General features: G+C 67.3%; 18 protein-coding genes and 1 tRNA gene. 13 read left to right on the forward strand and 6 right to left on the reverse strand.

Annotated features, from left to right (window positions below):
• The first annotated feature begins 39 nt into the window (after positions 1–39).
• Genes AC1C2S_RS08705 through AC1C2S_RS08725 form a run of 5 tightly spaced genes read left to right on the forward strand, consistent with a single transcriptional unit; the run spans position 40 to position 5,382 of the window.
• Positions 40–1,344: an ABC transporter substrate-binding protein gene (locus AC1C2S_RS08705; protein ID WP_495352120.1), complete on the forward strand. Its 1,305-nt coding sequence runs from the start codon at positions 40–42 to the stop codon at positions 1,342–1,344.
• A gap of 5 nt (positions 1,345–1,349) precedes the next feature.
• Positions 1,350–2,345 (forward strand): carbohydrate ABC transporter permease, encoded by a 996-nt coding sequence (locus AC1C2S_RS08710; protein WP_495352121.1) that lies wholly within the window; start codon positions 1,350–1,352, stop codon positions 2,343–2,345.
• Positions 2,335–3,216: a carbohydrate ABC transporter permease gene (locus AC1C2S_RS08715; protein ID WP_495352122.1), complete on the forward strand. Its 882-nt coding sequence runs from the start codon at positions 2,335–2,337 to the stop codon at positions 3,214–3,216. Before AC1C2S_RS08710 ends, AC1C2S_RS08715 begins: the two co-directional genes overlap by 11 nt.
• Before the next feature lie 34 nt (positions 3,217–3,250).
• Positions 3,251–4,300 carry a Gfo/Idh/MocA family protein gene (locus AC1C2S_RS08720; RefSeq protein ID WP_495352123.1) on the forward strand — a complete coding sequence of 350 codons (1,050 nt, stop codon included), beginning with the start codon at positions 3,251–3,253 and terminating at the stop codon, positions 4,298–4,300.
• Positions 4,297–5,382 (forward strand): Gfo/Idh/MocA family protein, encoded by a 1,086-nt coding sequence (locus tag AC1C2S_RS08725; protein ID WP_495352124.1) that lies wholly within the window; start codon positions 4,297–4,299, stop codon positions 5,380–5,382. The genes AC1C2S_RS08720 and AC1C2S_RS08725 overlap by 4 nt, the downstream gene beginning before the upstream one ends.
• Positions 5,383–5,404: 22 nt before the next feature.
• On the opposite strand, the gene AC1C2S_RS08730 is transcribed toward AC1C2S_RS08725, so the two are convergent.
• Positions 5,405–5,830 carry a VOC family protein gene (locus AC1C2S_RS08730; protein ID WP_495352125.1) on the reverse strand — a complete coding sequence of 142 codons (426 nt, stop codon included), beginning with the start codon at positions 5,828–5,830 and terminating at the stop codon, positions 5,405–5,407.
• 105 nt (positions 5,831–5,935) lie between these two features.
• Between AC1C2S_RS08730 and AC1C2S_RS08735 the strand changes: the two genes are divergently transcribed.
• Positions 5,936–7,003: a helix-turn-helix transcriptional regulator gene (locus tag AC1C2S_RS08735; protein WP_495352126.1), complete on the forward strand. Its 1,068-nt coding sequence runs from the start codon at positions 5,936–5,938 to the stop codon at positions 7,001–7,003.
• A gap of 67 nt (positions 7,004–7,070) precedes the next feature.
• Here AC1C2S_RS08735 and AC1C2S_RS08740 read toward each other — a convergent pair.
• A tRNA-Gly gene (locus AC1C2S_RS08740) sits at positions 7,071–7,141 on the reverse strand.
• Positions 7,142–7,219: 78 nt separating this feature from the next.
• Between AC1C2S_RS08740 and dcd the strand changes: the two genes are divergently transcribed.
• A complete protein-coding gene (dcd, locus tag AC1C2S_RS08745; RefSeq protein WP_495352127.1) occupies positions 7,220–7,825 on the forward strand; it encodes a dCTP deaminase in 606 nt (201 codons plus the stop codon).
• 180 nt (positions 7,826–8,005) lie between these two features.
• On the opposite strand, the gene AC1C2S_RS08750 is transcribed toward dcd, so the two are convergent.
• On the reverse strand, positions 8,006–8,935 hold the full coding sequence (locus AC1C2S_RS08750) for an alpha/beta hydrolase family protein (protein ID WP_495352128.1): 930 nt from the start codon (positions 8,933–8,935) through the stop codon (positions 8,006–8,008).
• 83 nt (positions 8,936–9,018) lie between these two features.
• On the opposite strand from AC1C2S_RS08750, the gene AC1C2S_RS08755 reads away from it, so the two are divergent.
• The gene (locus AC1C2S_RS08755; protein WP_495352129.1) at positions 9,019–9,678 is read left to right on the forward strand and encodes a TetR/AcrR family transcriptional regulator; all 660 of its coding nucleotides are present in this window, start codon (positions 9,019–9,021) and stop codon (positions 9,676–9,678) included.
• A gap of 46 nt (positions 9,679–9,724) precedes the next feature.
• On the opposite strand, the gene AC1C2S_RS08760 is transcribed toward AC1C2S_RS08755, so the two are convergent.
• The 3 genes from AC1C2S_RS08760 to AC1C2S_RS08770 all read right to left on the reverse strand — a co-directional run bounded on the left by AC1C2S_RS08760 (position 9,725) and on the right by AC1C2S_RS08770 (position 14,516).
• Positions 9,725–13,012, reverse strand: coding sequence for a glycerophosphodiester phosphodiesterase family protein (locus AC1C2S_RS08760; RefSeq protein WP_495352130.1), 3,288 nt, complete (start codon positions 13,010–13,012; stop codon positions 9,725–9,727).
• Positions 13,013–13,300: 288 nt separating this feature from the next.
• Positions 13,301–14,020 (reverse strand): MarR family winged helix-turn-helix transcriptional regulator, encoded by a 720-nt coding sequence (locus AC1C2S_RS08765; protein WP_495352131.1) that lies wholly within the window; start codon positions 14,018–14,020, stop codon positions 13,301–13,303.
• A 190-nt stretch (positions 14,021–14,210) separates the two neighbouring features.
• Positions 14,211–14,516, reverse strand: coding sequence for a hypothetical protein (locus tag AC1C2S_RS08770; RefSeq protein ID WP_495352132.1), 306 nt, complete (start codon positions 14,514–14,516; stop codon positions 14,211–14,213).
• Between the two features lie 15 nt (positions 14,517–14,531).
• On the opposite strand from AC1C2S_RS08770, the gene AC1C2S_RS08775 reads away from it, so the two are divergent.
• The 5 genes from AC1C2S_RS08775 to AC1C2S_RS08795 all read left to right on the forward strand — a co-directional run bounded on the left by AC1C2S_RS08775 (position 14,532) and on the right by AC1C2S_RS08795 (position 21,512).
• Positions 14,532–14,849, forward strand: coding sequence for a MarR family winged helix-turn-helix transcriptional regulator (locus AC1C2S_RS08775; protein WP_495352133.1), 318 nt, complete (start codon positions 14,532–14,534; stop codon positions 14,847–14,849).
• A 141-nt stretch (positions 14,850–14,990) separates the two neighbouring features.
• Positions 14,991–16,412: a GH1 family beta-glucosidase gene (locus tag AC1C2S_RS08780; protein WP_495352134.1), complete on the forward strand. Its 1,422-nt coding sequence runs from the start codon at positions 14,991–14,993 to the stop codon at positions 16,410–16,412.
• Complete coding sequence (locus AC1C2S_RS08785; RefSeq protein WP_495352135.1) at positions 16,409–18,553, forward strand: alpha-galactosidase; 2,145 nt, start codon at positions 16,409–16,411, stop codon at positions 18,551–18,553. Before AC1C2S_RS08780 ends, AC1C2S_RS08785 begins: the two co-directional genes overlap by 4 nt.
• A 186-nt stretch (positions 18,554–18,739) precedes the next feature.
• Positions 18,740–20,425 (forward strand): ABC transporter substrate-binding protein, encoded by a 1,686-nt coding sequence (locus AC1C2S_RS08790; RefSeq protein ID WP_495352136.1) that lies wholly within the window; start codon positions 18,740–18,742, stop codon positions 20,423–20,425.
• Positions 20,426–20,522: 97 nt separating this feature from the next.
• On the forward strand, positions 20,523–21,512 hold the full coding sequence (locus AC1C2S_RS08795; protein ID WP_495352137.1) for an ABC transporter permease: 990 nt from the start codon (positions 20,523–20,525) through the stop codon (positions 21,510–21,512).
• The last annotated feature ends 12 nt before the right edge of the window (positions 21,513–21,524 follow it).

Here is a 21,524-nt window from a genome sequence, read left to right on the forward strand (position 1 = left end):
ACGGCGCGGTCGGGTGTTCCATCCCATGAACGAACGAAAGTGAGAAGCCTCATGCGGTTCCTGAAAATAGGCATCGGCGTCGCGGCGATCGCCGTGCTGCTGTCCGGTTGCGCGTCGGGCGCGGATTCCGGCTCCAGCGAGATCGACGTCAATGCCGACCCCGCCGATGTCACCGGCGACGTTTCCTATGGCATCTGGGATGTCAACCAGCAGTCGGCGATGGAGGCGCTCATCGCCGACTTCAACGAGACCTATTCGAACGTGGATGTCTCCATCGAGCTGACGGCGTACCCGCAGTACTTCACCAAGCTGCAGACCCAGGGGGCATCCGGGACTCTGCCCGACGTCTTCTGGATGAATGGGCCGAACTTCCAGCTCTTCGCCTCCAACGGCCTGTTGGCCCCGCTCGAGCCGTTCGAAGAGGCGAAGGTGTTGGACCCGGCCGATTACCCCGAGGCGATGAACGACATCTACACGCTCGACGGCGTGCAGTACGGCGTGCCGAAGGACTTCGACACGATCGCCGTCTTCTACAACCGCGACATCCTCGCGCGCGCCGGCGTCGCCGAACCGACGTCCGACTGGACGTGGGACGAATACCATGCGGCCGCGAAGCAGATCAGCGACACGTTGGGCGGCGAGGGGATCATCGGCTCGGGTGACAACTTCGACACTCAGGCGATGGTCTACCCCTCCATTCTGAGCAACGGCGGAAGCATCATCTCCGACGGGGAGTCGGGCTACGACGACCCGAAGTCGATCGAAGCACTGCAGTTCTGGGCGGACATGGTCGCAGACGGGTCCATGCTCACTCCCGCGCAGAATGCCGACACCACGGGCCTGACGAGGTTCACGAACGGGCAGGCCGGCATGATGTGGAGCGGCAACTGGCAGGTCTCCGCGTTGCTGGATTCCGTCGTCAAAGACGATGTGACCGCGATCGAACTGCCGCTCTCGCCCTCGGGTGATCGCCAAACGGTCATTCACGGCATCGGCAACGTGCTCAACGCGAAGTCCGCCGGCGACCCTGCAGCGCAGGCGTTCCTCACCTACCTCGGCTCGGAGCAGGCCGCCATCATCCAGGCCGAGCTCGGTGTGGCGAACCCTGCGTTCAACGGCACCCAGCAGGCCTTCGTCGACTCGGCTCCCGAGTACAACCTCCAGATCTTCGAGGATGCTGCGACGGACTATGCCCAGGCGTACCCGGTCTCGAAGAATACGAGCGCCTGGAACAAGCTCGAGACCGAGCTGCTGCCCGAGGCCTACTCGGGTGACCGCCCCGTCGACGAGGTCGCGCAGGACCTTGCGGAGCAGATGAACGAAGCCCTCGCCAAGGAGAAGTAGGAGCGATGGCCTCGACGAGGAATGGGGTGGGCGTCGCCACGGCGCCCGCCCCGGTGCCGGGAGCATCTCCCGTCGCACCCACGCCTGCGGGTGCATCCGTGCCGGCACCCGAGGCGCGCCCGCGCCGGTCGGTCGACGGGTACTGGCCGCTCCTGTTCGTACTCCCGCTGTTCGTCGGCGTCGCCGCGTTCTACCTCTGGCCGCTCCTGCAGTCCTTCTACTTCAGCTTCACCGAGTGGGGCGTGTTCGGCGGAACGACCTGGACGGGGCTGGACAACTACGTCCGCCTCTTCAGCGACCCCAAGGTGTTGCGCTCGATCCTGAATACCGTCATCTACACCGCGATCCTCCTGCTGGGCATTCCGATCGCAACCGTCTTCGCGAGCCTGCTGAACCGCCCCGGCCTGAAGTTCGCGATGGTGTACCGCACGTGCTTCTTCCTTCCCTACGTTGCGATGCCCACTGCCATCTCGATGGTGTGGAAGATCATCTACAACCAGGACTACGGCGTCATCAATTCAGCGCTGCGCGTCTTCGGAATCGAAGGCCCAGCGTGGATCGCCACGGAGTGGTTCGCACTGATCGCGGTCGCCGTGCTCGGACTCTGGATGTCCATCGGCTTCAACATGATCGTGCTCTCCGCCGGCCTCAAGGGCATCCCCGCTGAGCTCTACGAGGCATCGTCGATCGACGGAGCGACGCAGACCAAGCAGTTCTTCTCGATCACGGTGCCCCTCCTGACGCCGTCGATCTTCTTCCTGTCGGTGATGACGCTCATCTCCGGCTTCCAGCTGTTCGACCTGCTGTACGCGCTCCTCGGGCCGACCAACCCCGTCATGCCCAAGACGCAGTCGCTCGTCTTCATGTTCTACGACGCGGCATTCCTCACGAACGAGAAGGGGTACGCCTCCGCCATCGCCATGTTCGTGCTGGTGATCATCGCGGTGGTCACCTATCTGCAGTTCAAGCTTCAGCGGAAGTGGGTTCACTATGTCGACTGAGACCTTCGCCCTCTCGACCGGTCGTCGCGGAACCCGCGCGACGACCGGCCGGATCAATCACGGAAGCAACTGGCTCGCACACACGATCCTGATCATCGTCTCGCTGCTGATGCTGTTCCCCTTCATCTGGCAGATCAAGCTGTCGATCTCCACCGAGGCGGAGATCATGGCGATCCCGCCGAACTTCTGGCCATCGGGAGTCGAGTGGCAGAATTACGTCGAAGTCTTCCAGCGGCTTCCGTTCCTCAGCCAGTTCTGGGTCTCCCTCGCGGTCACCGCGCTGCGCACCGTGGCACAGGTCATCCTGTGCTCGATGGCGGGCTACGCCTTCGCGCGAATGCAGTTCAGGTTCAAGGGGCTCCTGCTGGGCCTGATCCTGTCGATCCTCATGGTTCCCGGACAGGTCTACCTGATCCCGCAGTACCAGATCGTGCAGAATCTCGGTCTGTTGGACACGATCTTCGGAATCGCACTGCCCGGTCTGTTCAGCGCGTTCGGGACGTTCCTGATGGTGCAGTACTTCAGGACGATGCCGCGGGAACTCGAACAGGCCGCACGCCTCGACGGATGCAACAGCTGGCAGATCTTCTGGCAGGTCATGCTCCCCTTGGCCAAGCCCGGAATGGTCTCGCTCGCGATCATCACGATCCTCGCCTCGTGGAACGATCTGCTCTGGCCGCTCGTCGTCGCCAGCACACCGGAATCCATGCCGCTCTCCGTCGGGCTGGCCACCCTCCAGGGGTATCGCGCCAGCGTGCACACCGGCGTCTTGATGGCGGCATCGCTGCTGGCGATGGCGCCCGTGCTCATCTCCTTCATCGTGCTCCAACGCCGCGTCGTCGAGGGCATCGCCTTCTCCGGCCTCAAATAGACCCCCTCCTGCTCGAACTCGAAAGGCACCACCCATGCAGTACGCGGAATCGTCGGCAGCCGAATCCCCCGCACTCGTCGTCGGTCTCATCGGCGCAGGCGGCATCTCCCGCGTGCACGCCCCCGCGTGGAAGGAGATGGGCGCGCACGTCCTGGTCCATTCGCAGCAAGGGGCTGAGGCGCTCGCCGAGCAGTTCGACCTGGAGGTCGTCGCGAGCTACGACGAAGCCCTTCGCCGTGCCTCGATCATCGACATCGTGACGCCGACGCCGTCCCATGAGGAGATCGCCCTGGCCGCGATCGCCGCGGGTAAGCACATCGTCTGCGAGAAGCCCCTCACGCTCACGGCGGAGTCGTCGCGCTCGGTGTACGAGGCGGCCGAACGCGCGGGTGTGCAGATCTACCCCGCGCACGTCGTGCGCTTCACCGCGCCGTACGCTGCCGCGCACCGCGCGGTGACATCCGGTGACATCGGACGGGTCGCCGTCGCGCGCTTCTTCAGGGAGGCATCCAGCCCCGCCATCGGCACCTGGTTCCAGGATCTGAAGGCCTCGGGCGGCATCATCATGGACCTCATGCTCCACGACCTCGACCAGGCCCGGTGGACCTGCGGAGAGGTGCTCACCGTCTTCGCGGTGCAGAACCCGCCGACGGTCGACGATGTCGTGCCGTCGTTCGTGTCTGCACACGTCACACTCACGCATGCGGGCGGTGCGATCTCGCACATCCACGCGACGTGGGGTGCGACGGGCACGAAGTTCAAGACGGGCTTCTCGATTGCGGGGGAGGAGGGCGTGCTGCGCTACTCGTCGCTGGAGAACACGGGCCTGACGCCCGAGCTGCAGGGGGAATCTGATGGCGATCCCACCATTCCGACGACCAGCCTGCGAGAGAGCCCGTATCTCACCGAGATCCGCGAGTTCACTCTGGCGTTCCACGGCGGGCCCGCCCCGCGCGTGAACGCGGAAGACGGCGCCTTCGCCGTCTACCTCGCCGAGGCCGCACAGGAGTCGGTGTCGACCGGCGAGGTCGTGACCATGTCGGAATTCAGCACGAGGTCGGCACGTCAGGAGAATGCAGCGTGACCACGACGAAGCCGAAGAAGCCCCTGAAGATCGCGATCGCGTCCTTCGCCCATGTGCACGCTGCCGGTTATGCGCAAGCGCTCCTGGCGCTCGACGTCGAGGTGATGGCCAGCGACCCGGATGGCGCGGCTGCACCCGATGCAGCACCGCGCGGCCCCGAACTCGCCGCGAAGATCGGCGTCCCGTACGCCGATGACTACGACGCGTTGTTCGCATGGGAGCCCGACGCCGTCGTCGTGACGAGCGAGAACGTGCACCACCGCGCACTCGTGGAGCGCGCGGCATCCGAGGGTGTTCACGTCTTGTGCGAGAAGCCGCTCGCGACGGAGGTGGCCGATGGGCAGGCGATGATCGACGCCTGCGAAGCCGCCGGCGTCATCCTGATGGTGGCCTACCCGGTGCGGTTCGCCCCGCAGTTCGCGGCGCTGCGTCATGCCGTCGATTCAGGTCGCCTCGGTGAGCCCTTCGCGATCGTCGGCACGAACAACGGGAAGATCCCGATCGATTCGCGGCAGTGGTTCACCGACCGGGGGCTGGCTGGCGGCGGCGCGCTCGTCGATCACGTCGTGCACTGCGCCGACCTGATCGACGCGCTCACCGGCGGTGTACGAGCCGAATCTGTGTACGCCGTGGCGAACAACATCCTGCATTCCGAGAAGAACGTGTCCGTGGAGACGGGCGGGCTGGTGACGATCACCTACGCCGGCGGACTCATCGCGACGATCGACTGCTCCTGGAGCCAGCCCGACACCGCTCAGAACTGGGGCGGAGTCTCGTTGAAGGTCACGGGCACGCGCGGCTCGGTCGAGATCGAGCCGTTCGCAGAGCACGTCGGCGGCATCGGTGTGCATGGCGGCATCCGTCTCGGCTATGCAACGGATCTCGACGCGCTCCTGCTGAAGGAATTCCTCGGCGCGGTGCGCAGCAGCGGCGAAGCCGTGCCGGGGCGCGCCCCGGTTGCGCAGCCCCAGCCCGACGGCGGTGCGGGACTGCGCACCCTCGAGATCGTCGATGCTGCGCGGCGTTCTGCGGCGGCGGGAGTGCCCGTCACAGTGCGGCGCCAAGAGGCGCTGCAGGTGTGAAGACCATCCTGGATGCGTCAGGTCAGGCCGCGCTCCAGGGCACCTCGACGTCGAGCACCCAGGTGACGCCGAAGCTGTCCTCGAGCATGCCGTAGAGCGGCGCCCACTGCGCCTCGGCGAGCGGCACGACGACCCTCGAGCCATCGACGAGCTTCGACCAGTACCCGGCGATCTGGGAAGCGTCCGCACCGCGGACCGAGACGAAGACCGGGATCACGCCCGGCTCGAAGTTGGTGTGCGACGGGACGTCGTACGCCATGACGCTGAACCCGGCATCGGAGACGACCTGCCCCCACATCACCTGATCGGCCTCGGCGGGCTCGGTCACGTTGTGAGCGTCGGCGTACGTGACGGTGGTCAGCCGGCCCCCGAAGACGCTCTGGTAGAACTCCAGCGCCGCGCGAGCATCGCCGCGGAAGTTGAGGTGCGTGGTGGTGTTGATGGTCATGTCTGCTCCTTGCTGACGTTGCGCCGAGGAGTTCTCCCGGACAACAGTCACTCTCGCAGGAGTAGAGGTCAGTTCATGTCCTCTACTTTGGAATAGCATCAACGCATGGCCTCGACGACGTCGCGATTGCTCCTGCTGCTCTCGCTCCTGCAGACGCGAAGGGACTGGTCGGGTCACGACCTCGCCGAACGGCTGGAGATCAGTCCCAGGACGGTGCGGCGCGACGTCGATCGACTCCGCGAGTTGGGGTACCGCATCCGGGCAGTCAAGGGACCCGACGGCGGGTACCGGCTCGATGCCGGAACCGAGCTCCCGCCGCTGCTGTTCGACGACGACCAGGCGATCGCGCTCGCCGTTGCCCTTCAGGCTGCCGCCGTGACCGGAGCAGGCATCGAAGAAGCATCCGTGCGCGCTCTGACGACGGTGCGTCAGGTGATGCCATCTCGTCTCCGTCATCGTCTTGATGCCCTGCAGTTCACGGCCATTCCCGGTGCGGCGCACGACGCCGCCGCGTCAGTCTCACCCGAGGTGCTCGTCACCCTCTCCACAGCAATCCGCGCCCGCGAAGTCCTTCGCTTCGACTACGCCGGTCACGGCGCTCGCGTCGGCCACGTCGACCCATTGCCCTCTCGACGTGTGGAACCGCACCACGTCGTCACTTCTCACGGACGTTGGTACCTGGTCGCCTGGGACCTCGAGCACGACGACTGGCGCATCTTCCGCGCCGATCGGATCACTCCACGAGCGCCGACGGGCCCCCGCTTCTCTCCGCGCGAGGTTCCTGGCGGCGACGTGCGCGCCTTCGTGTCGGCACGGTTCAAGGGATCCGACCAGGTGAACGCGTGGCCCTGCACAGGCAAGGTCATCATCAACGTGCCGGCGAGCGCTGTTCTTCCCTTCGCCGGCGAGGGAATCGTCGAGGACCTCGGGCCCGACCGATGCAGCCTCGAAGCTGGATCGTGGTCATGGGTATCGCTCGCCGCAGCATTCGGCCGCTTCGATGCCGACATCGAAGTGGTCACCCCGCCCGAGCTTTCGGCCGCGTTCGGCCAGCTTTCCAGCCGTTTCGCCGCGGCAGCGCTCGGTGCGACCGGGTGCGTGGCGGGTGGGCCGAGTGCGGGCCATGAGAGTGCGTTTCCGAGTGCCACGAGTGCCACGAGTGCGCAAATTTGAGGCACGAAAGCGTCTGAACTCTCATTCGTGTGCTGAACTCCCGCGGAATTCCGGGGGAGCTCGACGGAGCGGATGACGGGAATCGAACCCGCGCTATCAGCTTGGGAAGCTGAAGTTCTACCATTGAACTACATCCGCACGCGGCATCCGCTGGCCGCACGAGGCGGTCGGCGTAGCAACGCATGCCATCCTAGCAAGCGTTGCTACGCTGTCACCGTGCTTCTCTCGGATCGCGACATCAGGGCCGAACTCGACCGCGAACGCATCCGTTTGGAGCCGTACGAACCGGGCATGATCCAGCCGGCGTCGATCGATGTGCGGCTCGACCGGTACTTCCGGCTGTTCGACAACCACAAGTACCCGTTCATCGACCCGGCCGAAGACCAGCCCGAGCTGACCCACCTCATCGAGGTGCGGCCCGACGAGGCGTTCATCCTGCACCCGGGGGAGTTCGTGCTCGCGTCGACGTACGAGGCGGTCACCCTGCCAGACGATGTCGCGGCGCGGCTCGAGGGCAAGAGCTCGCTCGGGCGTCTGGGCCTGCTCACCCACTCGACGGCCGGATTCATCGACCCCGGCTTCACGGGGCACGTCACGCTCGAGCTCTCGAACGTCGCGACCCTGCCGATCAAGCTCTGGCCGGGCATGAAGATCGGCCAGATGTGCTTCTTCCGGCTGTCGTCGCCGAGTGAGCGGCCGTACGGCTCGGCCGAGTACAGCTCGCGCTACCAAGGTCAGCGGGGCCCGACGGCGTCGCGCTCGTTCCACAACTTCCACCGCACGGATGTCGGTGCCACCGACGCCGGCTCGCAGGGCAGCTGACGCTCGCCCGAAGAGATCCGCGATTCAGGCAAGAGTCACGCGCTCAGGCCGGAATCGGGAGAACTCGCCTGACCAGCGGCCTGTTGCCTGAATCGGCGTCGAACTGGCATCGGCGGGAGTTCAGAGGAGCAGCAGGATGGCGGCGACGACCATCATGCACTGATCGAAAGCTGAGCCGTGTCAGCCGGCCGCCGCCACTGAGTGCTCGCCGGGCTGAGCGAGCGTCGCGTCGGGTGCGCTGAGCTCCGCGGCGGGCGCGAGCATGAACGCCATGGTGGCGTCGAGAGTCGCATCGGCGCGCAGTATCCGGTTGTGGCCGAGGCCGTCGGTGGGCACGAGCCGCGTCGAGTCGCCGTTCGCCTGGAGCAGTCGCTCGGATTCCGAGAACGGTACCCGCCGGTCGCCCCGGTCATGCACGAGCAGCAAAGGGGTGGCGTCGGGCAGCGGATGCCGCGCGGCCGAGTAGCGCTCGAACGGGCCGGGACGGCCGCGGAAGACGCGTGCGGCGAATCGCCGGGCGAGCGCATCGCGCGTGGGGTGGTCGAGGCCGACCATCTCGCCGAACAGGTCGACGAAGATGCGCGGATCGGCGGCCCCGGCGATCGAGACGACTCGGTTCGCCTCGATGCCGTCGTGCACGGCCATGAGCGCGGCGAGCGAGCCGAACGAGTGGCCGACGATCGCGTGCCAAGGCCCTTCGCGACGGGTGAGTTCGTCGATGATGTCGAGGTGGTCGACCAGGTGCGTGCCGCGCCCGGGGGAGTCGCCGTTCGCCGGCGCGTCGAACGCGAGCACCCGGAAGCCTTCGCTGCGGAGTTCGCGGACGAGCGGCGCGAACACGCTGGCCCGCGACTGCCATCCGTGCGCGAGCAGCACGGTGCGCTCGCCCGCGCCCCATTCGTAGGTGACGATGTCGACGCCGGTGCCGCGAATGCCGGGAATGCGCACTGTGCCGCGCCGGGCGGCCCGATGCGTCGCGAGGTCGGCGGGGGCGACGGGGGTGCGCCGGCCGACCCGCATGAAGAGTGGAAGCGCGAGGGCGGCCCCGGCTTCGGGGGACACCGACGCGACGGCGCGGATACCGGTGGCGATGACGGATGCAGCGGACATCGAATCTCCTCGAACAAGCATGAGCCCAACAGTACGAACGGTCGTACGTACACTATACGAACGATCGTGCGTACAATCAAGACATGATCGAGACCGACGGACGACGAGCTCGCGGAGACGAATCACGCCGCCTCGTGCTCGACCGCGCCGTCGATCTCGCGTCCGTCGGGGGCCTCGACGGACTCTCGATCGGCCGCCTCGCCGAAGCCGCGCACGTGAGCAAGAGCGGCGTCGCGACGCTCTTCGGCACGAAGGAGCGCCTGCAGCTCGCCGCCGTCGAAGCCGCCCGCTTGCGGTTCATCGCCACTGTCATCGAGCCGGCGCGGGTGCAGCCCAGAGGCATCCGTCGTATCGTCGCCCTGCTCGACGGGTGGATCGCCTACTCACGGGGTCGCGTCTTCACCGGCGGATGCTTCTTCGCCGCCACCGCAGCGGAGTTCGACGCGAAGCCGGGTCCGGTGCGTGATGCACTCGCCGCGGCACTCGATGACTGGAGCGGTTACCTGACCGCCTCGTTCGCGTATGCGGTCGCGAAGGGTGAAGTCGACGACGCCGAAGAGCCCGAGCAGTTCGCGTTCGAGGCCACGGCACTGCTCGATGCGGCGAACACCCGCTCGGTGATGAGCGGCTCGAACGAGCCGTACGTGCTCGGCCGGCGGGCCCTCGTGGCCCGGCTGCGCAGCGCCGGTGCGGATGCCGCGGTGCTCGCGTTGCTCGCCGACGTCGACGACCTCGCCGCCTGACGGCTGCGCGGCCCGCGTGCCCGAGCACGCGAGCCGCGCTGGTCGATCAGCCGAGCTTCTTCCAGGCGCTCAACTTTCCGCCGGGGCGGTTCCCGCGGGTCAGATGCTTCGCCTCGTAGCGCTCACCCTCGTGGATCACGACGTCGCCGCGATGGAAGATGCGGGTCGCGGTCCACACGGCGGTGCCGTCCTCGGCGTTCACCATCTCCTGCCAGGCGCCGAGGATCCTCCTGCTGCCCGGTTCCTCGAGGGCCGTGGGCCGTGCGGCCTGCCAGATCGAGCCGTCGTGGAAGACCCGGTCCCCGGAGCGGTAGCGGTGCTTGCGCTCCCAATCGTTCGGCAGCACTGTGACGTCGATCGGCTCGGAGTAGATCCGGTAGGACAGCGGGCCGGCCTTGCGATCGATGGATACGTCAGCAGCGAGCACCACCTGCGCGACGCCTTCCTTCGCGGCGACGAGGTCTCCGTCGCGCTCGCCGAGGGCGTCACCGTTGAGCAGCACGACGCTGCACTCCTGCTCGGCCGAACCCTTGACCGCCAGTGCGGTGCAGCTGGAGTCGAAGGAATCGCCGATCGCGAGCGAGCGCGCGGCCGGGCTCACGGCGTACTGGATGTCGGAGGCCCAGCGCGGGTCGTCGTCGAGGCTCGCCACCGCGCCGAAGCGGGTGATCATGAACTCGTCGAAGGCGGCCTCGTTGGACTTGGTCGACAACCACGACAGCAGCCCGCGGGCGGCGAGCTTGTAGTAGAAGCCCCAGTCCTGTGCCACGGGGTAGGAGTAGGGAAGCGGCTGGTAGTTGATCGGTGCCGTGATCTCGAGCAGGGTCCGCAGCGCGTCCTCCTCATCCGTCGTCGACAGCGGGTCCGAAGCCGATCCCAACGCGAACGACACGTGCGGGACCGTCGCCGGAGTGAAGTTGGTCGTCTGGCCGACGCTGGCGAACACGACGACCTGGTCGTACATGTCGTACTGCGCGAGCAGTTCGTTGATCCGTGCCGCCATCGCCGCCGTGGTGATGTTGATGTGCATCGTGAAGACGAAATCCTCGCCCTGGAATGCGGCCAATGCCTGCTCCAGAGTGGGGATCTTGTCGGAGTAGCCGCCCGCGACGACGTCCATCGCCGTCAGCTCTGCCGTCGTGTACGACGTGAGCGCGCCGGTCCGGCCGGGAACGGTCCGGTCGACGGTGGTGTCGTGCATCAACACGACCTCGCCGTCCTTCGACATGCGCAGGTCGACCTCGGCGATGTTCACGCCGGCTTCCTGCATCTTGCGGAAGCCGAGGACGGTGTTCTCGGGGTAGGCGGAGGTGCCGGCGAATCCACGGTGACCGATGGCGAGCGGCTTGCCGCTCACGGTGGGTGCGGTGATGCCTGCGTAGACGCCGGTCGCGAGGGCGGGCTCGGTCACGACGCCGTTGTAGCCGGCCGCGATGGCGCGGTGCACGCCGGCGGCGTCAGCGGCGTATGCCCAGACCGTGTTCATCCGGGCGTTGAAGTAGACGATGTCGTCGCTGTCGGTGCCCTCTGGCAGCAGCAGCACGTTGGCGAGGTGGTCGTCGGCCAGTCGCTTGGCCGCCTTGCGCTCCTCGTTGGTGGTGGTCGGGCCGTCGTACTCCAGCACGCCGCGGATCGAGGGCGCTTCCTCGCGGGCCTGCCGCACCAGTGCCGCGTCGTCGGAGACCACGAAGGCGTCGGCGATCGCGGCGCTGTCGAGGTAGGACGCCACGGTGCTCGCCTCGTCGCTGGAGTCCACACGGAAGGCCGGGATCACCCGGTCGTCGTGAGCCTGGAACCAGTCCTCGAGGTCCAGCCCCGGCTCGACCTCGAGCAACTGGACCGCGGGGGTGTCGTCGCCGGCCGCGGCGAGCATCGCGGCGTGGCCGGCGTCGCCGATGATCGTCGGCGGGTTCACGATCCCCGTCTCGGGCACGTTGATCTCGGCGACGCTGAAGGTGGCCTCCTCGGAATCGGTGAGCGGACGCACGACGATGTTGTCGAGCCAGACGTCCACGGCGGAACCGTTGTTCGTCATCAGGCCGATGGTGCCTGCGAGATGCTGGGCCGGGATGTTGCTGATCGTCAGGAGGCGCTGGAAGTCGCCGAGTTCGCCGTTTGCGTCGTACCAGGCGACCGAGTAGGTGGCGGCGTTGCCGCTGACGAGGACGCGCATCCGGATCGGCTCGCCGGCGACGAGTCCACGCTCGACGGCGGTCCGGTTGACGCCGCTCACGTCGTTGACCCAGCCGCCGTCGTACCCGTTGAGCGCTGCGAGCTTGTCGATGCCGAGGCTGGCCTTCTGGAAGCTGGTGCCGCTCGTGACCCGGTAGAGAAGCCCGCCCCAGCCCGCGTCGGTGTTCTGACCGTAGTCGGCCTCGACGACGTAGTTCTGCCAGCCGGCGCCCGGTTCGTAGTGCAGGGTGTCGTAGCCGCTGCCGCTCAGGTGCAGTCGGCCGTCACGGATGGCTGCTGTGCTTGATGCCTTCTTCTGGGTGAAGACCCAGCCGCTCTCGGGGTTCGCGCCTGGCGCCAACTCGGTGTCGGGGCCGTCGAAGGTCTCGTTGAGCGCCGGCGTGGTGTCGATCTCGGGGAGATCGCGGACCTCGATGTTGTCCAGCCAGGCCTCGGTGACGGGGTAGTTGGTGCTGTTGACCATCAATCCGATCGAGCCGAGGGCATGGGTGCCTGGGATGTTGTTGATCGACATCAGCGTTGTGAACTCGCCGAGGCTGCCGTCGGCCCCGTACCGCGCGATCTCGAGCGTCGAGGTGCCCCCGCGCACGGTGACTCGCATCCGGAGCGGGACGTTCTGCTCGAGGGACTCCGAGGTGGAGACCCGGTTGACCCCGGCGACGTCGTTGACCCAGCCATTGCGGTAGCCGTTGAGCGAGGCGTTGCCGGTGTAGCCGAGGCCGGCCTTCTGGAAGCTGGTTCCGTCCGCGACGCGGTAGAGCAGGCCACCGAACCCGGTGGCGGTCGCCTGACCGAAGTCGGCCTCGAGGATGTAGTCCTGCCACTGCGAGCCACCGTTGTAGTTGACGGTGTCGTAGTGGTTGCCCTCGAGGTAGAGCCGACCGTCGCGGATCTCGGCGGTGCTGTCGGCCGCGTTCTTCGTGAACCGCCAGCCGATGTCGGCATTGTCTCCGGAGGCGAGCGCCTGGTCGGCGAACTCGAAGTCCTCGGTGTAGAGCACGGCGTCGCCTGGAGCGGCTGCGCCGGCTTCGACAGCCCCGACCGGTGCCGCGTCGGCAGCTGTCGGGGCTACCAGAAGCAAGCCCGTGGCCAGACTCAGGGTGGTGGCACTCGAGATGAGCACACGCTTGATGTTGTGCATGGGGCAGATGGCCCTTTCGGTGGCAGGAAGTCGGACGGCGAGCTCGGCGCCTTCGCCACCATCCATCGAGTCAGCACCGGGTGAACTGCGGTGCAACGGCTGCTGAACGTCGGGTCAGGTCACGACGACGAGCTTCCCTGCAGGGCTCACCGCGGCCGCGCGGGTATCCCATGCTCCGCGTCGCTCGTCGGGCGGGCGATCCATCGGCACGTGCAACGACGAGGGGCCCGCTTCGAAGCGGACCCCTCGTGAGGTGGAGCTGGGGCGGCTGACACGCCGCCTCATCGATCAGGCGCGGTCGGCGCCGGGCGTCGAGTCGGTGGCAGGGCCGGAGGCCTCAGCGCTGCGCTCGTCGCCCCGGGATCCGCGCTCGGGGCGGCCGCGCCGCTCGCCGCGGTGACCGTGCTCTCCGCATTCGCGGCCGCGGTGGTGTCCGCGGTGCGCGCGCTCGCCGTCGGCCGCATCGCCGTGGTCGTGGCCGAAGCCGCCGCCGTGACGGTGGCCGAAGCCCTCGCCGAAGTGACGTCGGCCGAAGCCGCGGCCGTGGCGGCGCGGCATCCGCTCGTCTTCGCTCCAGCCGAGCTCGCGGGCGATCGCCTCGAGTGAGGCGAGTGTCGTCGCGAAGTCTTCGGGGCTGACGGCGCCGGCGAGCTTCGCACGAAGCGACGAGACCCGCTCGTGCAGTGAGGCACGTGCGGCCTCGCCGGCCTCGGTGAGACACCAGGCACCGGGCTCGCCCTCGACCCAGCCGCGCTCGACGAGGGGCTCGACGCGCTCGGGGCGCGCTGCGAGCTTCTCGCTCATGCGGGGGTCGGTGACGGTGCCGGCCACGAGGTTCAGGCGACGCCAGTCGCGGCGGGTGATGCCCTCCGCGGCGAAGAGCTCGCGCATTCCGTCGTCGAGACGACGGTCGATGACCCGGAGCCAGAAGCCGAGGGGGCGCGGGCTCGTCGGGATGGACGTGGTGCTGGTGTTGCTGTCTGGAGTGATGTCGTCGTTGTTCGACATGGGTGTTCCTTTCGTGCGCGATGCGCATCGGTGTCGCGAGCGGCACTGGAGGCTCGCTCGCTGTGGCAGGTGCGCACGGGCGGCTCTCGCTCATGCCCGTGTCGGCACCCGGTCTATTGCATGCACTATTACATGTATATGTACAATGACATACATGAACGGATCGAGTCAAGTCCCTCCCGGCGAACATTCAGGGTCGGATGCCGCGGCCGCAGCGTCGGGCGACTCGATCACCCTGATCGAACAGGCGCTCGTCATGATGCGCCGCGACCAGGAACGGCGTCGCCTGCAGCGCCGCTCGGAGCGCTTCGGGCGAGGCGGGCACGAGCGTGGTGGGCACGAGCGTGGTGAGCACGGCGACCGCGGTGAGCGTGGTGAGCACGGCGACCGCGGCGAGCACGGCGAGCATGAGGACCACGGACATCGGCGGGGCGGCAGGGGTGGCTGGGGCGGCCCGGGTGGCCCCGGTGGCCCGACGCGGCACGGGCTCGCGCATGCGGCGCGTTTCCGCTTGCTCGACGCGCTCGAGGGTGCAGAGCACCCGTCGTCGGTGAGCGAACTCGCCGACGCGATCGGCGTCGATCAACCGCGCGCGAGCCGGCTCGTGCAGGCTGCCGTCGAGGCCGGGCACGTGCGCCGCGAGGCGGATCCGTCGGACGCGCGGCGCAGCGCGCTCGTGCTCACGGGTGCCGGGCGCGCCCTGCTCGCGAACGCCCGCGACACGCGTCGCAGCGCAGTGGAGACCGCGCTCGCCGGATTCACCCCCGACGAGACCGCCGAGTTCGCGCGCCTGTTCTCGCGCTTCATCGAGGCGTGGCCCCGCGACTGAAGTTTCGACCGTTCGCCACCGGCGACTTAGTTTGCTAGCTTAAGAAAGCCCTTTCATCTGAGGTGAGGGTGATGGCAGATCTCTGGCGAGCGATCGTATTGCCCGCCCGAGCACTTGAACGTGAGAACGGGAGACTCGACGATGAGCAATGGCGATCAGAAGGATCAGGGCGGCGACCGGCGGTTCCCCGAGAACTTCATGTTCGGTTCGGCGACCGCCTCGTATCAGATCGAGGGAGCCGTGCACGAAGACGGCCGCGGCGAATCGATCTGGGACCGGTTCTCGCGGGTTCCCGGTGCCGTGCTCGACGGCGACACCGGTGACGTCGCCGACGACCATTACCACCGACTCGATGAAGACCTCGATCTCATCGCCTCCCTCGGGCTCGACGCCTACCGGTTCTCGATCGCGTGGCCCCGAGTGCAACCGACGGGCCGCGGCGCCGTCAACGCCGCGGGCCTCGGATTCTACGAGCGCATCGTCGACGGCCTGATCGAGCGCGGCGTCGAGCCCGTCGTCACCCTGTACCACTGGGATCTGCCGCAGCCGCTCGAAGACGATGGGGGCTGGACCAATCGCGCCACTGCCTTCGCGTTCGCGGAGTACGCGAAGCTCGTCGGCGAGGCACTCGGCGATCGGGTGCGCATCTGGACGACCCTCAACGAGCCGTGGTGCTCGGCGTTCCTCGGCTACGGCTCGGGCGAGCACGCACCCGGCCGCCGCGACAACGCCGCCGCGCTCGCCGCGGCGCACCACCTGAATCTCGCGCACGGACTCGCCGTTCGCGAGTTGCGATCGGTGCTGCCGGCGACCGCCGAGATGTCGATCACCCTGAACTTGCACGTGGCTCGCGGCGATGCGGAATCGGTGCGCCGCCTCGACGCCGTCGGCAACCGCATCTTCACCGGTCCGCTACTGCGCGGCGCGTACCCCGACGACCTCATCGCCGACACTCGTGACATCACGGACTGGGCGTTCGTGCTGCCGGGCGACCTCGAGCTCATCGCCCAGCCGCTCGACGTGCTCGGCGTGAACTACTACAGCACCTCGCTCGTCGGGCCGGGCGCCGCAGTGCGCGACGCCGACGCGTCTGCGCAGCCGTCGGCGTTCCCCGGAACGAGCGACATCCCCCACCTCGACCGACCCGGCGCGGTCACCGCGATGGGCTGGTACATCGACCCCGCGGGAATGGTCGAACTGCTCGAGTCGATCACCGAGGAGTTCCCCGGCCTGCCGCTCATGATCACCGAGAACGGTGCGGCGTTCGACGACGAGGTCACCGAGAACCCGGATGGGTCGCGATCCGTGCACGACGATGACCGGGTCGATTACCTGCGCCGGCACTTCGATGCTGCGCACCAGGCGATCGAGAAGGGGGTCGACCTGCGCGGCTACTTCGTCTGGTCGTTGCTCGACAACTTCGAATGGGCGTTCGGCTACTCCAAGCGATTCGGCATCGTTCGGGTCGACTACGAGACCCAGGAGCGCATTCTCAAAGACAGCGCGCTCTGGTACCGCCGACTCATCGCACTGCGACAGCTGCGGGAGGAAGACGCCGCATGACCGCCGCGCCCTCCGTGCTCCAGCTCAGGGCGAATGGTGTGAGCGTGGTGATCGACGCTCCGGCGTCGGCGCTGCCCGCCATCGTGCATTGGGGGGCCGATCTCGGCCGACTCTCCGACGATGACCTTCGCGCGCTCGCCTCGACGACGGCTCCGCTGCTCGAGAACGCGGTGGATGTACCGGTGCGGGTCAGCGTCGTGCCCGAGGGCAGTGCCGGGTGGATGGGCGCGCCCGGGTTGCAAGGGCACCGTGTGGTCGACGGCCGCGCCGGCGCCGACTGGTCGCCGAAGTTCGTCGACGTGCAGTACGAGCTGAGCGCGGAGAACTCACTGACGGCACGGGCGACGGATGCCGCTGCCGGGCTGCTGCTCGAGCTGAAACTCGAACTCACCCCGTCGGGCGTGCTTCGCGCGCGAGCCGGCGTGACGAACACGGCCGATGGCGTGTACCTCGTCGAACGTCTCGTCGTCGCGCTCCCCGTGCCACCCGTCGTGACCGAATCGCTCGACCAGGCCGGGCGCTGGGCGAAGGAGCGGGTGCCGCAGCGCCGCGAGGTGACCGTCGGCACTCACTTGCGCGAATCCCGCCGCGGTCGAACCGGTGCGGATGCCGCGACCGTGCTGGTTGCGGGCGAGCGCGGGTTCGCCTTCCGCAGCGGCGAGGTGTGGGGCCTGCACGTCGGCTGGAGCGGCAATCACGTCTCGTATCTCGAGCGCATGACGAGCGGCAAGACCGTGCTCGCCGGCGGTGAGCTGCTGCTCCCCGGGGAGGTCGCATTGCCGCGCGGTGAGAGCTACCGCACCCCGTGGGTCTACGGCTCGTACGGTGTCGGTCTCGACGAGCAGGCGGCGCGCTTCCATCGCTATGTGCGTGATCGGCCGCAGCATCCGTCGAGCCTTCGCCCGGTCACCCTCAATGTGTGGGAGGCGGTGTACTTCGACCATCGACTCGAGCCACTGCTCGCGCTGGCCGACCGCGCCGCCGAGGTCGGCGTCGAGCGGTTCGTGCTCGACGACGGCTGGTTCCGCGGCCGTCGCAGCGACGACGCGGGGCTCGGCGACTGGTTCGTCGACGAGGAGGTCTGGCCCGATGGGCTCGATCCACTCGTGAATCGCGTGCGCGAACGCGGAATGCAGTTCGGGCTCTGGTTCGAGCCCGAGATGGTGAACCCCGACTCCGACCTTGCGCGGGCGCATCCCGAGTGGATCCTGCAGACCGGCGGGCGGATGCCCCTCGAAGCGCGGCAGCAGCAGGTGCTGAACCTCGCCATTCCGGCCGCCTACGACTACGTGCTCGAGCGCATCAGCGCGCTGGTTGACGAGTATGCGATCGACTACCTCAAGTGGGATCACAACCGCGACCTCGTCGACGCCGGTTCGACCGTGACGGGCGCTGCCGGCGTGCATGAGCAGACGGCCGCCGTCTACCGCCTCTTCGCCGAACTGAAGCAGCGGCATCCGTCGCTCGAGATCGAGTCGTGTTCATCGGGCGGTGCGCGTGTCGACCTCGGCGTGCTCGAGCACACCGACCGGGTGTGGGCGAGCGACTGCATCGATCCGCTCGAGCGGCAGCAGATCTTGCGCTGGACCGCGCAATTGCTGCCGCCGGAGCTGGTGGGCAGTCATGTCGGCAGCCCGCGCTCGCACACGACCGGGCGAACGCACGATCTGTCGTTCCGGGCGGTGACGGCGCTCTTCGGGCACTACGGCGTCGAATGGAACATCACGGATGCCACGGAGGCCGAGCGCGCTGAGCTGGCCGAGTGGATCGCCCTGCACAAGCGGTTCCGCGCGTTGATCCACTCGGGGGTCACCGTGCGGGTCGATCATCCCGTCGACGAGCTCCAGGTAAGCGGCATCGTCGCAGCGGATGCCTCGGAGGCGCTCTTCGAGTTCGCACTCCTCGCGCGCCCGTCGACGTGGCCTCCGGGTCTCGTGCGGATCCCGGGGCTCGACCCCGAACGCCGTTACCGGGTGCGGGCGATCGGGCCGAACCTGCCGTTCCAGGTGAACAACACCGCGCCGAGCTGGCAGGCACCCGACGGGGTCGTACTGAGCGGCCGCACGCTCGCCGCCGTCGGCATCCAGGCGCCCCCGTTGCATCCCGAGCACGCGGCGCTCGTGCACCTCGTCGCCGTCTGAGTGCTGATCGGCCCGCGATGCATGGGCGACTCGTGTGTCCGTGAATAACTTGACTTGCCTAATAAAGTGGCCTAAGAAAGTACCCGACGGTCACTTCGCTTGCACGACAGCCACGATCCAACCCCGGTGAAGCGCGCCGCATCACCGCCACAGCACCGTGGTGGACCACCGATGAAAGGTTCGACGATGTCCCTGAAATCACCCCTCGCACGGCGGATCGGCGTGGCCGCTGCCACGGTCGCCGCCGCCGCTCTCGCGCTTTCCGGTTGCTCCCCGGCAGCCGATGGCGACGACGGCGGAAGCTCCATCACGGTCTTCAATGGCGCCACCGGCACCATTACCGAGAACTTCAACCCGTTCTCGCCCACCGCCCTCCAGCCCACCCTCGGCGTCATCTTCGAGTCGCTCTACTGGTACAACGCGGCCTCCGACGACGAGCCGACGCCCGTGCTCGCCACCGGATTCGAGTGGAACGCCGACGGCACGCAGCTCACCATCACCACCCGCGAGGGTGTCGAGTGGTCCGACGGCGAACCGTTCACCGCGAACGACGTCGCCTTCACCTTCAACCTCGTGGCCGAAACGCCCGAGCTCAACACTTCCGGCTTCGCGGCCGTCGCAGAGGCGACCGACGACCACACCGTCGTGCTGACCTTCCAAGAGCAGTCGTTCATGCAGGAGCCGAGCGTGCTCGGCAACCGCGGCATCGTTCCCGAGCACATCTGGAAGGATGTCGCCGACCCGATCACCGAGATCAACAGCAGCCCGATCGGCACCGGCCCGTACGCCGTGAAGGACTTCAACGCGCAGAGTTACGTGCTCGAGAAGAACGAGCACTACTGGGAAGAGGGCAAGCCCGAGATCGACGAGGTTCGCTACATCTCGCTCGAGACCGCGGATGCCGCGAGCGCGGCCCTGCTCGCCGGGCAGGTCGACTGGATGAGCTCCTACCTTCCGGGTCTCGAGCAGATCCTCAAAGACCACGAGAACCTCAGTTACGTGAACACCCCGGCGATGACCGCCTCGATCTTCACCTGCTCCAACGCAGACCTCGGATGCACCGGGCCGCAGACCGACCCGGCGGTTCGCCAGGCCATCTACCACGCGATCGACCGCGAGCAGCTCAACACCCTCGCCGGTGGCGGGTTCGCCGAGGCGGCATCACCCGCGATGATCCCGCCGGCTCGCGACGCGAAGTGGATTCCGAACGCCGAGAACGTCGAGACGCCCGACACCGCCGACGACGACACCGCGAACGAGATCCTCGACGCCGCCGGTTGGGTCGAGGGCTCAGACGGAATCCGCGAGAAGGACGGCGAGAAGCTCAGCCTCACGATCCAGACCGTCTCGGGATGGAGCGACTTCATCTCCCTGAACGACGCCATGACGCAGCAGCTCGCCGAGGTCGGAATCGAACTGAAGCCGACGCAGCTCTCGTGGAACGAGTGGAACAACAACCAGACCATGGGAACGTTCCAGCTCTCGCTCGACTCGATCGGCCTGCAGCCGTCGAACAACCCGTACTTCACCTACAACAAGTGGTACGTGACCGACCAGACCGTCAAGGTCGGCGAGGCCGCAAGTGCCGGCAACACCGCCCGCTACAGCAACCCCGAGGTCGACGCCGCCGTCAGGGCGGCCGGCGCCACGATCGACGAGGCCGCACAGATCGAGCAGTACGGCATCGTGCAGGACATCATCGCGAAGGACCTGCCGTACATCCCGATCTACCTGAACTCGATGCTCACGGAGTTCAACACCGATCACGCGGTCGGCTGGCCGACGAACGATGACAAGTACGCCCTGCCCGTCTCGTGGAAGAGCTGGGACAACGGCATCGTGCTGAAGCACCTGACGCCCGTGGAGAAGTAGGGCCCGACGGCAAACGGTCGGGCCTGTCGCCCTCCAGTGACAGGCCCGACCTCCTTCAGACGATCCACCCCTCGATCCGCGAAAGAGGCGTCCCCGCATGCGGTACGTACTTCAGAAGGTCGGGTTCTACGTCGTTGCATTCTGGGCAGCGCTGACCCTCAACTTCTTCATTCCCCGATGGATGCCCGGCAACCCCGTCGACATCATGCTCTCGAAGCTGGCCCAGAAGGGGCCGGTCACTCCCGAGACCCGACACGCCATCGAGCTCCTGCTCGGCACGGATTCGCAGTTGCCGCTCTGGGATCAGTACTGGCAGTATCTCGGCCAGGTGCTCACCGGCAACCTCGGCGTCTCGGTCACCTTCTTCCCGACGCAGGTCTCCCAGGTGATCGGGCAGACCCTGCCGTGGACCATCGGCCTGATCGGAATCTCCACGGTCATCTCGTTCCTGCTCGGCGTCGGCCTCGGCCAGCTCGCCGGGTGGAAGCGTGGCTCGTGGCTCGACAACTTCATTCCGGTCACCACGATGTTCCAGTCGGTGCCCTACTTCTGGCTCGCGCTCATCCTGTTGTTCGCCTTCGGCAGCATCTGGCAGATCTTCCCCCTGAACGGCGGGTACAACGTCTACGAGACCTCGCCCGGCTGGACCTGGGAGTTCATCGGCAGCGTCATCTACTACGGCACGCTCCCGGCCCTCACGATCGTGATCTCCTCGATCGGCGGGTGGATGCTCGGCATGCGCAACATGATGGTCTCGACCCTCTCCGAGGACTACATCGTCACCGCCGAGGCGAAGGGCTTGCGTTCACGCCGCATCATGACGACGTACGCAGCCCGCAATGCGGTGCTGCCCTCGGTCGCGGGATTCGCGATCTCGCTCGGCTTCGTCGTCGCCGGGTCGATCGTGACCGAGGCCGTCTTCTCGTATCCGGGCATCGGTTCGGCGTTGCTGCAAGCCGTCGGCAGCAACGACTACGCGCTGATGCAGGGCATCTTCCTCGTGATCACCCTCTCGGTGCTCGGCGCGAACCTGCTCGTCGACCTGCTCTATTCGATCATCGACCCGCGCACCCGCGCGCGTGCTTAGGAGGCGAACCCC

It is taken from the genome of Agromyces sp. Y782 (assembly GCF_059445405.1).

What these genes read in the sequence shown, in the direction of transcription:
- AC1C2S_RS08750 (WP_495352128.1), bottom strand. Translation starts at nt 8,935, where the DNA reads ATGTCCGCTGCATCCGTCATCGCCACCGGTATCCGCGCCGTCGCGTCG.
- AC1C2S_RS08735 (WP_495352126.1), top strand. Translation starts at nt 5,936, where the DNA reads ATGGCCTCGACGACGTCGCGATTGCTCCTGCTGCTCTCGCTCCTGCAG.
- AC1C2S_RS08720 (WP_495352123.1), top strand. Translation starts at nt 3,251, where the DNA reads ATGCAGTACGCGGAATCGTCGGCAGCCGAATCCCCCGCACTCGTCGTC.
- AC1C2S_RS08780 (WP_495352134.1), top strand. Translation starts at nt 14,991, where the DNA reads ATGAGCAATGGCGATCAGAAGGATCAGGGCGGCGACCGGCGGTTCCCC.
- AC1C2S_RS08755 (WP_495352129.1), top strand. Translation starts at nt 9,019, where the DNA reads ATGATCGAGACCGACGGACGACGAGCTCGCGGAGACGAATCACGCCGC.
- AC1C2S_RS08795 (WP_495352137.1), top strand. Translation starts at nt 20,523, where the DNA reads ATGCGGTACGTACTTCAGAAGGTCGGGTTCTACGTCGTTGCATTCTGG.
- AC1C2S_RS08790 (WP_495352136.1), top strand. Translation starts at nt 18,740, where the DNA reads ATGTCCCTGAAATCACCCCTCGCACGGCGGATCGGCGTGGCCGCTGCC.
- AC1C2S_RS08760 (WP_495352130.1), bottom strand. Translation starts at nt 13,012, where the DNA reads ATGCACAACATCAAGCGTGTGCTCATCTCGAGTGCCACCACCCTGAGT.
- AC1C2S_RS08770 (WP_495352132.1), bottom strand. Translation starts at nt 14,516, where the DNA reads ATGCGCGAGCCCGTGCCGCGTCGGGCCACCGGGGCCACCCGGGCCGCC.
- AC1C2S_RS08730 (WP_495352125.1), bottom strand. Translation starts at nt 5,830, where the DNA reads ATGACCATCAACACCACCACGCACCTCAACTTCCGCGGCGATGCTCGC.
- AC1C2S_RS08715 (WP_495352122.1), top strand. Translation starts at nt 2,335, where the DNA reads ATGTCGACTGAGACCTTCGCCCTCTCGACCGGTCGTCGCGGAACCCGC.
- AC1C2S_RS08765 (WP_495352131.1), bottom strand. Translation starts at nt 14,020, where the DNA reads ATGTCGAACAACGACGACATCACTCCAGACAGCAACACCAGCACCACG.
- AC1C2S_RS08710 (WP_495352121.1), top strand. Translation starts at nt 1,350, where the DNA reads ATGGCCTCGACGAGGAATGGGGTGGGCGTCGCCACGGCGCCCGCCCCG.
- AC1C2S_RS08785 (WP_495352135.1), top strand. Translation starts at nt 16,409, where the DNA reads ATGACCGCCGCGCCCTCCGTGCTCCAGCTCAGGGCGAATGGTGTGAGC.